Source organism: Pseudomonas sp. p99-361 (genome assembly GCF_003935475.1).
Lineage (GTDB): Bacteria > Pseudomonadota > Gammaproteobacteria > Pseudomonadales > Pseudomonadaceae > Aquipseudomonas > Aquipseudomonas juntendi.
The window spans coordinates 74,571-89,372 of sequence record NZ_RHQO01000002.1; the positions used below are offsets into that span (position 1 = coordinate 74,571).

Annotated in this window: 7 protein-coding genes; 6 read left to right on the forward strand and 1 reads right to left on the reverse strand. The window is 65.1% G+C overall.

What is annotated here, in order from left to right; genetic code table 11:
• Positions 1-656 precede the first annotated feature (656 nt).
• On the reverse strand, positions 657-1,394 hold the full coding sequence (locus EGJ22_RS01675) for a TetR family transcriptional regulator (protein ID WP_080709189.1): 738 nt from the start codon (positions 1,392-1,394) through the stop codon (positions 657-659).
• Positions 1,395-1,642: 248 nt separating this feature from the next.
• On the opposite strand from EGJ22_RS01675, the gene EGJ22_RS01680 reads away from it, so the two are divergent.
• The 6 genes from EGJ22_RS01680 (at position 1,643) to EGJ22_RS01705 (ending at position 14,706) form a co-directional block, all read left to right on the forward strand.
• On the forward strand, positions 1,643-8,812 hold the full coding sequence (locus EGJ22_RS01680) for a non-ribosomal peptide synthetase (RefSeq protein WP_125920110.1): 7,170 nt from the start codon (positions 1,643-1,645) through the stop codon (positions 8,810-8,812).
• Positions 8,809-9,984: an FAD-dependent monooxygenase gene (locus EGJ22_RS01685; RefSeq protein WP_029884792.1), complete on the forward strand. Its 1,176-nt coding sequence runs from the start codon at positions 8,809-8,811 to the stop codon at positions 9,982-9,984. Before EGJ22_RS01680 ends, EGJ22_RS01685 begins: the two co-directional genes overlap by 4 nt.
• Before the next feature lie 27 nt (positions 9,985-10,011).
• Positions 10,012-10,893: an SDR family NAD(P)-dependent oxidoreductase gene (locus EGJ22_RS01690; protein WP_033744153.1), complete on the forward strand. Its 882-nt coding sequence runs from the start codon at positions 10,012-10,014 to the stop codon at positions 10,891-10,893.
• Positions 10,890-12,584, forward strand: a complete 1,695-nt coding sequence (locus EGJ22_RS01695) for an aldehyde dehydrogenase family protein (RefSeq protein WP_029884794.1) — start codon at positions 10,890-10,892, stop codon at positions 12,582-12,584. The genes EGJ22_RS01690 and EGJ22_RS01695 overlap by 4 nt, the downstream gene beginning before the upstream one ends.
• Positions 12,584-13,303 carry a 4'-phosphopantetheinyl transferase gene (locus EGJ22_RS01700; RefSeq protein WP_029884795.1) on the forward strand — a complete coding sequence of 240 codons (720 nt, stop codon included), beginning with the start codon at positions 12,584-12,586 and terminating at the stop codon, positions 13,301-13,303. Before EGJ22_RS01695 ends, EGJ22_RS01700 begins: the two co-directional genes overlap by 1 nt.
• 188 nt (positions 13,304-13,491) lie before the next feature.
• Complete coding sequence (locus EGJ22_RS01705) at positions 13,492-14,706, forward strand: MFS transporter (protein ID WP_033744156.1); 1,215 nt, start codon at positions 13,492-13,494, stop codon at positions 14,704-14,706.
• Positions 14,707-14,802: the final 96 nt, after the last annotated feature.

Sequence of the window (14,802 nt, forward strand, 5' to 3'; positions counted from 1 at the left end):
TCGATTTAGCGGGGGGCTTGTGGGAGCGGGCATGTCGAGGCGTCGAACCGCCGCGAATACCGGCGTAGCCGGTGCCAGCCACCGCGTTGGATTCTTCGCGGCGGTTGGACGCCTCGACACGCCCGCTCCCATACAGCCCGCGAGTCGCTTGCGAATTGGGAACTCTGCGCGACAGCGCAACCCGTAGGGCTGTGTGATCGCCCAGGAAGTGAGAGCTGTGCAAGCGATGTGTCGATTCTTGTATTGAAGCTCAGCCATTAACCGGATTCATCGCCCCTAAAGACTGTCCGGATCCCCAAAAAACATTTGGGCATTCATATAAATCAAAAGGTTATGAACGGAAAATTGGATTTGTACACTAATCAGCGCTTTGCAGGGTGCTTATTAAACTGCATCGCTTACAAAATAGTTAAGGGTTTAATTAAATTCCGCCCGAAATGGATCACTAGGCGATGACGCACATCCGCAACAAGCAGCCTCTCAAGGGGGTGTACCTGTAGTTTTCTGAAAAAGATCAGCGAAAGGTGAGCGTGAGGTGTACACAACTGAGCGAGTCGAGCAACCCCTTCAGGTGTTACCTTCCTGTCGGTGAAGATGAAGAGACACAGGTAGAAGTCGCAGAACGCCCTCCCACAATTACCTGCGAGGATTTATCGTCACTTGGTATTCTGCCCGATAACATTTTTTGAATGGTGAATGGAACCTTGATACTGTGCATCGTCACAAACCGGGTTATTGAATTTCTGCTGCTGAAGGTCTGGCTGAAGCAGTGGATACGCTTGGAAATTCAGACCTTGTTCAATTACTCCAAAGATTTTGTCGAGGACGTCTGAATACGGGATGCCTGGATTCTTCTTCCACAGATCGTGTGCAGCGAGATGCGCATAATCTAGTGCCCACACCAGCACTGTTGGGCGAATATCCTGGACGGAGTCGGTGCCCATACGTAGGGCGATCATTTTGACGATTGAATCCCTGCGTTCTACAGAGTTTTGCAAGTTCTTGGCCCTGACGAGCGGGTGACTGCGCAGCAACTCCTGTAAGGTCATGAAACGGTCGGCATCGAAACCGTAAGAGCCGCTCTCGCAACCCCTGACCACCTCCACCGCCGCATGGTGAATCGCACTCAGCGCGGGCTCGCCGGTGGGCCTACGGTTGAGCGCGGCCATGAAATCCTCATGCTCGGCTTCCTGGTAGTCGAGCACCACATCCTCCTTCGACGCGAAGTAGCGGAAGAAGGTCCGGGTGGAGACATCGACCTGCTCGGTGATGTCCTCTACGCGGGTCTCATCGAAACCTTTCACGGCGAACAGTTCGTAGGCGGCTGTGATCAGGGCCTCACGCAGCATGAGCTTCTTGCGCTCGCGGCGCCCCACTTCTTGTTTTTCTGTCACTCCAGCGCTCCTCTATTTGGCCCCATCAATGGGCAAATGGGGAATTATGGTTCTTATCTGCCATTTGCGCAATTTTATTAAAATTCACAGTAGTAAACATGTCTCTTGACATAAATTGTCACCGAGAGACATTATTCGCGCGGTCTCAGGAAGCAGGGTGTCGTCACCTTGGCATGGCTCCTGAACAAGGGAGCTGCACGGTGCGGTCCTGAACAGGAATCCACCATCTAAATGGAGTTAGATAAGCCATGAACGTCGCGATCAATGCCGGTCAACCGGCCCCCCATCAAACGCAGGCCCTGAGCGCCTTTGCCCTGGATGTCTGGGTGGAGGCACAGCGTGGCCTGCAGACTCACCAGTTCACCGTGGCGCTGAGCCTGCGCCTGCCTTCGACCATCGGCCCGCAAGCGCTGCATGAGGCCGCCGGGCGTGTGATGCAGGGCGAACCGGCCTGCACCCGCGTGCATGGTGAGCGTCAAGGGATCGCCCAGGCCGTGAACGCAGGGGCACCGAGTGCCGTGCAGAGCTGCACCTTCGTCGATGAGGCCGATGCCGAGGCGTTTTTCGAGCAATGGGCACACAAGGTCTGGGACCTGACGGGCGAGCCGTTGCTCAACGTGGCGGTGGGGCAGTGCGCGAGCCGCACCTGGCTGATAATTCGTGCCCACCACCTGGTTGCCGACAGTTGGGCGCTGGATGTGCTGGCCCGCAAGATTCTCGACGCCCATGACGGTGGCAGCGTGCGTTTGCGCCAGGCCTCGCAGTCAGGGCGTGCGCTTGCCGCAGCGCTGGCACCCGGTGACTACGCGCAGGCCATCGACGAGGTGGCGGGGCGTTACGGCGAGGCGGTGCCGATGCTGTTCGGCAAGTCCGGGGTCGCCGCCTGCTCCAGTGCGCCTGCCTACCGGCGCAGCTTCCGCCTGGCGGCCGATGACGTGCAGCAGGCACTGGAGGGCGGCATCACACCGTTCATGAGCGTATCGGCGGCACTGGCCGTGCTGCTGTCCTGCCAATATGGCAGCGAACGTTTCTTCATGGGGGTGCCGTTCCTCAACCGCGATGCCGATAACCTGGTCGAGGTCGGCCAACGCGCCAACACGCTGCCCGTCGCCGTGTCGGTCAACGAGCAGCAGACCTTCCGCGAGATCGCCACGGCAATCAAGCAGGAGGTGGCGTTTCTCAAAGGCCGCCAGTCGCTGCCGTTCGGCCGCCTGGTGTCGACGTTGGCGCGCGCGGGCCACCCGCGCCAGCTGTTCGATGCAAGCATTTCCTACCTGCGTTATCCGGCCCATCACCTCGACGGCCTGGGGGTGGATGACCTGCGCAGCGTCGCCCATGTGCACAGCCAGGACGCCGTGGCCATCCACCTGCACAGCTATGGCGATTGCGCCGCCGTACGCGGCGAGGTCTGCCTGAACAGCAGTGCGTTCGCCAACGAGCGTTGCGCGGCCGAGTTCCTCGACACCTTCGTGCAACTGGTCGAATGCTTCCAGGACCACCTCGACCAGCCGGTCTCGGCGATGAACCTGCTGACCGCAGAGCAGGCCAACACCCTCGAAGGCTTCGAGGACGGCCCCTGCGTTCCTTACAGCGAACACGAGACCGTGATGTCATTGTTCGAGGCCTGCGCGGGGCGCAACCCGCAGCAGCGCGCGGTGCTGTGCGACGACGGTACTGAGCTCAGCTATGCCCAGCTCGATGCCTGGGCCGCGGCGGTGGCCGTGGCGCTGGAGCAGGGTGGCGTGGGCCGGGGCGACATCGTCGCGGTATCGCTGGCGCGCTCACCACGCATGCTCGCGGCCATTTTCGGCGTGCTCAAGACCGGGGCCGCCTACCTGCCGATCGACAGCGAGTACCCCCAGGACCGCATCCAGTACATGCTCGAAGACAGCCAGGCGAAGCGGGTGATTTCCGACCTGCCCCAGGTCATCGCCCAGGACGACCCGCGCTGGTTCGACATCGACGCCGTGGCCAGCGGGCGCATCGCTGCGGGGCAGGGCAGCAGCAAGGCCCGTGCCCGCGACCCGGCATATGTCATCTACACCTCAGGCTCCACCGGGCGCCCGAAAGGCGTGGTGGTCGAGCATCACAGTGTGGTCAATCGCCTGGAGTGGATGCAGGCGCTCCACCCGCTGGACGCCACCGACGTGATCCTGCAGAAGACCCCGGTGTCTTTCGACGTCTCGGTCTGGGAGCTGTTCTGGTGGAGCATGACCGGCGCCAGCGTGGCGCTGCTGGCTCCTGGCGCCCAGCGCGACCCGCGGGCGCTGATCGACGCTATTCGCACCCAGGGGGTCACGGTGGCGCACTTCGTGCCTTCGATGCTCGAACCCTACGTCCAGGCCTTGGTCGATGACCATCAGCTGGCGGATTCGGTGGCCAGCCTGCGCTGCCTGTTCACCAGCGGCGAGGCCTTGAGCCCGGCTGTGGTCAACCGCTATCGCCAGCTGTTCGGCGAGGGCCGGCGTGCGCCACGGCTGGTCAACCTGTACGGGCCGACCGAGGCGACCGTCGATGTCACCTACTACGAGCTGGCGCTGGACGGCCCGGCCGACATCGATGTTGTACCAATCGGTTTTCCGATTCACAACACCTCGATCCGCATCGTCTCGCAGCACGGTGTGCGCCAGCCCATCGGCATTCCCGGCGAGTTGCAGATCGGCGGTGTGCAACTGGCCCGCGGTTATCTCAATCGCGCAGAACTGACAGCCGAACGGTTTATTACCGACACCCACGACAACCGCCGCTGGTACCGCTCCGGTGACCTGGCTTGCTGGGCCGAGGACGGTTCGATCTTGTACCTGGGGCGCATGGATGGCCAGGTCAAGATCCGTGGTAACCGTATCGAACTGGGTGAAATCAAGAGCGCTATGCTGGCCCAGGCACAGGTGCTCAATGCCGAAGTGCTGGTGGAGGAGGACGAAGTTCGCGGCAAACACCTGGTGGCCGTGTACGTCAGCCGCGAGCCCCTTGATGAGCGCAGCCTGCGGCGGCAACTGGCAACCCGCCTGCCGGCGTTCATGGTCCCCGCGCGGTTTGTCGCGCTGGCACAGATGCCTCTCACACCCAACGGCAAGTTCGATCGCGCCCGGGCGCTGCAGGCGGCCTCGGGCGAGACGGTGGCGAGGTTGGCGCTGCCCGAAGGCGAACTGCAGTCGCTGGTTGCCGGCATCTGGTGCAAGGTCCTGGGCCAGCAGGCAATTGCCTGCGACGACGACTTCTATTCGCTGGGCGGCGATTCGATCCTGATGCTCAAGGTTCGTTCGGAGCTGGAGCATCATGGCTACGAGGCCGACCTCTCGGCGTTGGGCGAGCATACCCGCCTGAGTGCCCTGGCCCACTGGCTGGGGGAGCAGGGCCAGGGCACCGCGCAGGCTCGCGAAGCCTTGCCGCCGTTCGCCCTGGTCAGCGATGTGGAGCGCAAGCGCCTGGGTGAAACCTGTGTCGATGCCTACCCGGTCTCGCAGTTGCAGCTGGGCTTGCTGTTCCACAGCCGCGAAACTCGCCAGGCGCGGGCCTACAAGGACGTGTTCCGCTACACCCTGGACTGTGATTTGGATGAGCCTGCGCTGCGGCATACGCTGGCCGGTGTGATCGAGCGCCACCCTGCGCTGCGCACGCGCTTCAACCTTAACGATTACGGCAGGCCCTTGCAGTTGATCGGCAAGTACCTGGCCGTCGATGACGTGCTGGCAGTGGCCAACCCCGAGGCGGGCAGGCGCGAGCGTGACATCGAACGGCACATGCAGGCGTGGGCGCGGCACGATTATCGCTTCGCCGAGGGGCCGCTGTTCAACGTCACCGTGTTCCCCGGCGCAGCCGACGGCGGCATCGACCTGATCCTGAGCTTCCACCACGCGATCCTCGATGGCGGCAGTGTCGCCAACCTGATGCGCGAACTGCTGCTGGCCTACGCCAACGGTGGCCAGCCCGACCTGCAGTATTCGCCGCAGGCCTTGCCGAACCCATCTCTGTTCATCCAGGACGAACGGACGGCGCTGGCCGAGCAGGCGCACCGCAGCTACTGGCAGGCCTACCTGGAAGGCGCTGCCAATACACTGCCGGCCGGCCTGGCAGGTTACCTGGATGCACCGACGCAAGGGGTGTTCTGCTACCGCTTCGAAATCGACCGGCTGCTGGATGCCGCCCTTGGCCGGGCGGCAAGGGCGGCGCACCTGCCGATCAAGTTGTATTACCAGGCTGCCCACTGCCTGGCGATCGGTGCCATGAGCGGCGTGCGTGAGGTGACCACCGGGGTGGTCACCCATGCCCGGCCGGAAATCGCACATTCCGAGCATATCCTTGGGCTGTTCCTCAATACCTTGCCGCTGCGCGTCGAACTCGACGGCCACTGGCAGGGGCTGGTCGAGCGCCTGAACCGGCTCGACAAGCACAGCCACAGGCATCGTCGCCTGCCGTTGAGCGCCATTCAGGAAAGTTGCCCGGGGTTGACGCTGGCGACGGCGTTCAACTACATCCACTTCCACGTCCTGGAAGATGTCTCGACCCGGGCCGGCATCGGCATTCGTGCGTTCGAGCCGCTGGAAGAGACCAGCTTCGCCATTCTTGCGAACGTGATGCGCGACGTCTCCGGCGACGGTGTAAGCGTGCGGGTCGACATGGACGCATCGCGCTATGCCCGCGAACAGGCACGGGTCTATGCCAGCCTGTTCAACCAGGCGCTGGCCGGCATGGCTCATGCGCCTCAGGCGCCGGTGGCGATTGGCCGCTCAATCGCCGAAGCCGGCCAATGGCTGCTGCCTGGCAAGGATGATGGCTTTGTTCCGCTGCCCAGGCAGATAGCCGAAATGGCGCGTCGGCGGCCCCAGGCCGCGGCGCTGGTCGGTGCCCAGGGCCAGTGGGACTACGCCAGGCTGTGGCGTGAAGTGTCCACGCTGGCGGCACGCCTGGCAGATGCCGGGGCGGCCCAGGGCGATGTGGTCGGCGTGGCGTTGCCCAGGTCGTTCGAGCAAATCGCCACGGTGGTGGCCATCGCCGCCCTGGGCGCGGTGTGCCTGCCGATCGATCTGGCCTATCCGGCCAGCCGCATCGAACTGATCCTCGGCATGGCCACGCCGAAGCTGGTAGTCACCCGTGCCGAGGTCGATGGCCTGCCGGGCCAGGTGCCACAGCTGGTGCTCGACGCCGCCGCGCCTTCCGGCCTGAAAGGCTTGGCGCAGGTCGCGTTGATCGAGGCGGACGACCCGGCCTATATCCTGTTCACCTCGGGTTCCACCGGCACGCCCAAAGGCGTGACCATGCCCCACCGTGGGCTGGCCAATCTCGTGGCCTGGCAGAACCGCGTCGGCAGCGGCGCGGTGGCATCCACCCTGCAGTACGCGCCGTTGAGTTTCGACGTGTCGTTCCAGGAAATCTTCGCCAGCCTGGCGGCCGGTTCTACCTTGCACGTGATCGGCGAAGCCGAGCGACGCGACCCGGCCGCGCTGTTGCGCCACCTCGACGAACACGCCGTGCAGCGCGTGTTCCTGCCTTACGTCGCGTTGCAGCAGCTGGCCGAGACTGCCGCCACCCTGGACCTGTACCCCCGCTCCCTGCGGGTGGTCGGGTCGTCCGGTGAGCAACTGCGCGTCACCCCGGAAATCCGCACGCTGATGCAGCACCTGCCGGCCAGCCTGCTGGAGAACCAGTACGGGCCGACCGAAACCCACGTGGTGACCAGCCACACCATGAGCGGCGACCCTCGGCGTTTCCCGGCATTACCGCCGATCGGGCGGCCGATCGATGGTGTCGGGGTACTGATCCTCGATGAGCACGGGCAGTTGGTGCCCGATGGCGTGCCAGGCGAGCTGTGCATCTACGGCCAGGCGCTGGCCAGTGGTTACTACCGTGCCGCAGAGCTGAGCGCCGAGAAGTTCGTGGCCAACCCCCATGTACCGGGCCGCGTCTACTACCGGACCGGCGACATCGGTATCCGCGCGTTGCAGGGCGAAGTGATCAGCCTCGGGCGCAACGACAGCCAGGTGAAGGTGCGCGGTTATCGGGTGGAGCCTTCGGAAATCGAACTGAAGATCCTGAGCTTCTTCCAGGCCTTGGGCGAACCGGTCGAAGTGGCCGTGATCGCCCGCCCGCGCGACCAGCTCGATGCTTACCTGGTGGCCTACCTGGTGAGTGCCGGCGGGCACGACGAGCAGCTCGATGCGCTGCGCGCAGCACTGGCCGAACAGCTGCCGGCGTACATGGTGCCGACCCACATCGTGAACATCGACCGCATGCCCACCACCCCCAGCGGTAAACGCGACGATGCCGCCTTGCGCGCGCGGGAGCTGCACCTGGGGGCCCGTCAGGGCCTGCGTGAGCCGCGTGGCGAGTATGAGACGCGCCTGTGCCAGCTGGCCTCCGAGCTGCTGAAGATCCCGCAGTTGGCCCCTGAACAGAGCATCTTCGATTGCGGTGCCACCTCGCTGACGGCCATGCGCCTGGTGGTGCTGGTGGAGAAGCTGTATGGCATCAACGTGCCGTTATCGGCGTTCGTCAGTGCGCCGACCATGGAAAAGCTCGCGCAACTGATCGAGCGCGACGGCGGGCAGCTCAAGTTCGACCCGCTGGTGCCGCTGCGCCGCACAGGGCAGCGCACGCCATTGTTCCTGGTGCACCCGATGGGCGGCAACATCCTGTCGTACCTGCGCATGCTGCCGCACCTGCCGCAAGACCAGCCGCTGTACGCCCTGCAGGCCTCCGGCGTGGATCTGGGCTCGCAGCCGATCGCCAGCGTCGAAGCGCAGGCGGCGTTCTACATCGAAGCGCTGCGCAAGGTCCAGCCACACGGCCCGTACCTGATCGGCGGCTGGTCGTATGGGGGGTTCGTCGCATTCGAGATCGCCAACCAACTGATCGCCGCCGGCGAGCGGGTCGACAATGTGCTGGTGCTCGACACCATGGCCTTGAGCGACCAGGCCCGTGGCAAGGCCAGCGACGACGGCCTGCTCAGCTGGTTCTTCTGGGAGCTGCTGTGGACCTCGCGCGGCAGCGAATTGCCGGTGCAACTGGTACCTGCGCATATCGAAAGCCTGCAGGCGCGCTTCGACTACATCACCGACCACGCCATTGCCATCGGTGCCATTCCCGAGGGCAGCACCAAGGCCGTGATGCAGCGCCTGTTCGAGGTCTACCGCAACAACTGGGATGCCGCCACCGAATACAACTACCAGGCCAAGCGTCCACCCCTGGACATCACCCTGGTGCGTGCGCGCAAGCCGTTGCCGCGGATCCTGCGGGAAATGCACGACACCATCCGCAGCGAATACAACGACCCGCTCAACGGCTGGGCGGCGAAGACCTCGGGGCAGGTGCGCCTGGTGGAGGTCGAGGGCGATCACCTGACCATCATGGAGGAGCCCTTCGTCGGCCCTCTGGTCGCGGCAATCATGGATGAAATTCAACGAGGGAGCGCGTCATGAGCAGTAAACCTGTGGCACTGATCATTGGTACCGGCATTGGCGGGCTGTCCGCCGCCATTGCCTTGAAAAAGGCGGGATGGGGTGTACGTCTGTACGAGAAGTCGCCGTCCCTGCGGGCCTCGGGGTCGGGCCTGTCGGTGATGTCCAACGCCAGTGCGGCGATGCAGAAATTACTCGGTGTCGACCTGGGGCTGGAGCGCTACGGCGCTCCGATCCTCGACTTCGAGATTCGCCACCGTTCGGGGCTGTTGCTCAAACGCCTGCCGTTCCAGGAAATCGCCGAGGCGCAAGGGGCGCCCAGCGTCTGTATCTCGCGTGAAAACCTGCAGCGGGCATTGCTGGACACCCTGGGCGAGGCACCGATCGAGTTGGGCAAACGCTTCGCCGGTTTCGAACAGGACGCGTCCGGTGTGCAGGTGCGTTTCGAGGATGGCAGCGTGGCGGCCGGCGACATCCTGGTGGGTGCCGACGGCTACCACTCGGCGGTGCGCGAGGCCATGGGCGTGCGCAGCGTGGTGCAGGAGGCCGGCTATATCTGCTGGCTGGCGCTGGTCCGATACAGCCACCCGCAGATCACACCGGGCTATGTGGTGCATTACTGGGGCAAGGGCAAGCGGGTCGGCATCATCGATATCGGCGATGGCTGGGTGTACTGGTGGGGCACAGCCAACATGCCCAACCGGCAGGCCCAGCAGTGGCAAGGGTCCAGTGCCGATGTGGCGCAGGTGTATGCCGGCTGGCCGGCGATCGTCGGCGACATCATGCGCAGCACCCCCAGCGAGTCGGTGACCAGCGTCGATGCCAAGGACCGCTCGTTCCCGGCCACCTGGTCCCAGGGGCGGGTGACCTTGCTGGGCGATGCGGCGCACCCGATGCTCACCAGCCTTGGCCAGGGGGCCGGGCTGTCGATCGAGGACGCCGCGGTGCTGGGCCATGTGCTGGTCGACGGCAGTGACCCGGTGGCGGCCCTGCGCCGCTACGAGACACTGCGCCAACCGCGCGCCCGGGCGATCGTCGATGCTTCGCGGGCGCTCAGCGAGGTCGAGCAGTACGACCGTTTCATCCCGCGCCTGAAGCGCGACATGGGCATGCTCCTGGCCCCGGCCAGGAGCATGCGCGAACGCCTGCAGGCATCGCTGCTGTTCGATGACCGCGCAGTACTCAGCCAATAAGCCACCACGACCCGACAAGGAACTGTCATGCACAAGAAATCCGTACTCGTCACCGGCGCCTCTTCCGGGCTGGGCCACGCCGCTGCATTGTTGCTCGCGCAACAGGGCTTCCAGGTATTCGCCGCCGCGCGCACTGTCCACGGGGTGTTCGACGCGGTCCCGGGCGTAGAGCCAATCCGCCTGGATGTGGGCTGCAGCGATTCGGTCGCGGACGCCTTCGCGCGCATCGCCGAGCTCAGCGATGGCCGACCGCTGTGGGGGCTGGTGAACAATGCCGGGATCTGCGTGCCCAGCCCGCTGGAGCTGTTGAGCCCGGACGAACTGCGCCGCCAGCTCGAGACCAATGTGGTGGGCCAGCTGCGGGTGACCCAGGCGGCGTTGCCGCAATTGCGCCGCTGCGCAGGGCGAGTGGTCAACGTCACGTCCGGCCTGGGCAGTATTGCCGTGCCGTACCTGGGCGCCTATTCCATCGCCCAGTTCGCCAAGATGGCGTTCACCGATGCCCTGCGCCGCGAGCTGGAGCACTCGGGCGTGAGTGTCAGCGTGGTCCAGCCCGGCGCCATTCACACGCCGATCTGGGGCAAGTTCGCCAGCACCGGCCAGCAGGTACTGGCCCAGGCCGAGGGCGAGGGCCGCGCCATCTACGGGCCGTCGTTCGGTGCGTTTCTCGAAGCCAGCGAGGCGCTGGCAAGTCAGGCGACCACAAGCGAGGAAGATTTCGCCCAGGTCATCCTCGAAGTCTTGAGCTGCGCGGCGCCTGAAACGCACTACTGCGTCGGCGCGGACGCCGCCGAGTTCGTGCGCATGGCGCGCACCCAGGGCGCACGCGAGCTGGATGCCTTGTTCAGTGCGCAGATGCCGGGCCGCAAAGCCTTTGCCACTGCCGTGGAAACGGACGGCGCCGCATGAACGCGCGCAAGCTCAAGGCCTGGCAGGCGCAACATGGGCCACTGCTGGAGGCGGCCATCGAGGCCGTGCGCACACGGCAGCCGTTCAGCCCGTTTTCCGATGAGCTGGGCGACTACGACAGTGCACAGATAGAGCAAGGCGAGAGCCGTTTCAGGCGCCTGCTCGACGCGCCGTTCCACGTCACCCCGCAGGTGCCGGCCGACGTGGACCCGCGCTGGGCAGGTGGCGAACGCTCGCCCTACGGCTTCGAGCTGGGTATCCGCTACCGGGTCGAAGCATTCCCGCTGCTGGCGTGCCGGGCCGAGGCGGCCAAGCGCAAGTGGCAGCAGCTCGATATCGGCCTGCGTTGTGCCTTGCTGTGCGAGGTCATCACCCGCCTGCACGAGGATACCTTCCTGTTTGCCCATGTTGGCATGCACACCAGTGGGCATGGCCTGTTCATGGGGTTTCACGCCAATGCGGTGCACGCCCAGGCACGTGCGCTGGAGTCGGTGGCCCAGGTGCTGGCGGCTGCTCGCGAACTGAGTGGCGGGTTCGAGGCAGAGCTGGTGGTGGGGCAGGGCGCCAGCCAACGCCTGTCACGCCAGTTCGCGACCATGCCGGTGGGCCTGTCGCTGGTCTACGCCGGACGGGTGGTGCCGACCTGGGGCGCTTATCCCGGGTTGTTCGCTTCGCTCGCGGCGGGTTGCCCGGTGGTGGTCGTCGGCCATGACCAGGCGGTGTTGCCGATGGCCCTGACGGTCAAGGCACTGAAGGCGGCCTGTGCGCAGGTCGGTGTGCCCCATGACATCGTCAACCTGTTCCACAGCGACGACCCGGCCGCCTATCGGCAGGCGGCGCTGCACCCCGACGTGCGACTGATCGACTACATGGGCGCGGCGGAGTTCGGCAGCTGGCTGCGCCAGCATGCCTGGCAGGCGCGGGTGATGACCCAGCAAAGCGCCCAGACGCCGGTGTTCCTGCATTCGACCCACGACTACGACGGCATGCTCGAGAATCTGGCCTTTGGCTTGTGCTCGTTTTCGGCGCAGCTGTGCACCTCGCCACAGACCTTGTACGTGCTGCCTGAAGGCATACGCCTGGCGGACGGCGTGGTGTCGGTGGCGCAGTTCGAACATGACCTGGTCGAGCGGGTGGAGCAGGTGCTGGCGCGCTTCCCCAGTGCCCGCGAGCTGCTCGGGGCATTGCTGGACGCGCAGAGCCTGGCCGAGATCCGCACCTGTGAAGGCGCCCGTTTCGCCCGTGTGCTGCGCCGCGCCGAAGCTGTACAGGACCCCGATTACCCACACGCCTGCATCGTCACGCCTTCACTGATTGCCGTGCGCCACGGCTTTGCCAGCAGCGTCGAACACTATGGCCGGGAAATCCGCGGGCCGGTGTCGTTCCTGGTCCAGCCGCCTGACCTGCGGGCCCTGCTTGCGGAACTGCGCGTCATTGGTCAGCACCATGGCGCATTGGGCCTTGGCCTGTATACCGTCGATGCCGGGGTGGAGCATGCGCTGCGCCAGGTTTCGCAGGAGATGGGGGCGTTGCTGTCGATCAACTTCTGCAAGAACTTCTACATCAGCCAGTGCGCAGTGTTCACCGATATCCATGGTGGCGGCACAGGGGCCGCGGCCAATGTCACCTATGGCGCGCCGGGCTACTACCACGCCCGATTGCGCATGACCGAGCAGAGGAAGCTGTTGTGATGCGTGAGGCGCAGCCGGTCTGGCCATTCCGGGGGCCGCCCCCGGCGGGGCTGGCGCTGTTCGCCCTGGACCTGGAGGGCTACCGCACGCCGTGTGACGCGGTGTTGCATGACGCTCGCTGGCTGGGCCCGGCACTGGCGCCCCGTCGGCGCGAGTTCGCCGGTGGCAGGGTGTGTGCGGCGGCGGCGCTGGGGGCGCTGGGCCATGAGCAGGGTTGGTTGCCGATTGCCCGGCCTTATCGTTACGCGCGTTTTCCGCTGGGCACCGTGGGGTCGATATCGCACACCCGGAAGCTGGCGCTGGCGTGCGTGGCCGATGCCGGGCTGTGTCTTGGCCTGGGCATCGATATCGAGGACATGGTCGGCTACCCGGAATTGTCCGAGATGGCCGAGCATGCCATGCACCCGGAGGAACGCGAGCGTTTCCAGCGGATGCGGGGTGACGAGGCGCTGCGGTTCTTCTACCTGTGCTTCAGTGCCAAGGAAGCCTTCTACAAGGCAGTATTTCCGCTTTGCCACGTGGAGCTGGAAATGGACGAAGCGCAATTGACCGACTGGGACGACCAAGGGCGTTTCGAGCTGGCGCTGCGTTCGCAGCGCCTGGGCGAAAGGTTTTCCGATGGCCATGTGTTTCACGGTAGCTGGGCCGTGCAGGGCGAGACGCTGTACGTGCTGCTGACCATCGACCACGCGGCGTCGACGCGACCGCGCGCCGGCTGAGCAACGCTCGACGGGTGGGCTGTTGTAGGGGCCTGGGAGGCGTGGTAGTGTCTTTTTACATACATTCTGTATGTATGGTGCCGGCAGGGCACCTACGCCTTGTCGCAGGGAAGTTCGAATCATCCGTGGGCGCCACCGGGCCTCGTGTCATCGGCGACGCCTGATTTTCATTCAAGGGATCTGCAATCATGAGCGCATCTGCAAACACCGCCAGTGCACCGAACGTCCGCCACCCCTGGCTGGCGGTCGCGGCCGTCGGGCTCGCCACGTTCTCCGTGGTCACCACTGAAATGCTGCCGGTCGGCCTGCTGACCACCATCGCCGAAACGCTGGGTACCACGACGGGCACCGCTGGCCTGATGATCACCTTGCCAGCCTTGCTGGCGGCCTTCTTCGCACCGCTGGTGGTGATGGCCGCGGGCAATCTGGACCGCCGCTGGATTCTCTGCGGCCTGCTGGGCTTGCTGGTGGTCGCCAATGTCGCCTCGGCGTTGGCGTCGAGCATGGCCTGGATGTTGGCCGCGCGGGTGCTGGTCGGGTTCTGCATGGGCGGGATCTGGGCCATTGCCGGCGGCTTGGCCGCACGCCTGGTACCTGGGCAATCGATCGGCCTGGCCACTTCGATCATTTTCGGTGGGGTGGCGGCCGCCTCGGTGCTGGGCGTGCCGCTGGGGGCGCTGATCGGTGACTTCGCCGGCTGGCGTTGGGCGTTCGGCAGCATGGCGATACTCAGTGCCCTGGTGTTGCTGATTCACCTGGCGGTCATCCCGTCATTGCCGGTGCACGGCTCGGTGACACTGCGCCAGTTCGCCGAGCAACTGGGCAATCGCAAGCTTCAGGCGGGCCTGGCACTGACCCTGTTGCTGGTGGCCGGGCACTTCATGGCGTTCACGTTCGTGCGCCCATTACTGCTCTCGGTATCTGGTTTCGACCCGCAGTGGATCGGCGCCTTGCTGTTCGCCTATGGCATCGCCGGCATCATCGGCAATTTCCTGGCCGGCATCATCGCTGCGCGACGCACCACGCTCACCCTGGTGGCCATCGCCGTTGGGCTGCTGCTGACCCCGCTGCTGTTTCTCGGCATCGGTGCCAGTCAGTTCGGTGGCAGCCTGGTGCTGTTGGCCTGGGGGCTTGCCTACGGCGGGGTGTCGGTGGGTCTGATGACCTGGATGATGAAGGCGGCGCCCGCCGCGGTGGAAATTGCCACGGCACTGTACGTCGGCGTATTCAACGTCGGCATTTCGCTGGGGTCCTGGGCAGGCGGGCAGACCGTCGATGGCCTGGGCCTGACCACCAACCTGTGGCTGGCGGCCGGCCTGGCCGCACTGGGGTTGCTGCTGGCGCTGGGCATGGGCGGGCACAAGCCCGAAGCGCTGGCCGCCCGGGCCAACGCCGCAAAATGACGCACGGCCCGGGCGGCGTCACGCCCGGGCGTTCCACACCATGTACGTGCACGTCTCCCGTCGCAGGAGAGGCGTGCTCGCGCCTGGAAGGTCTTT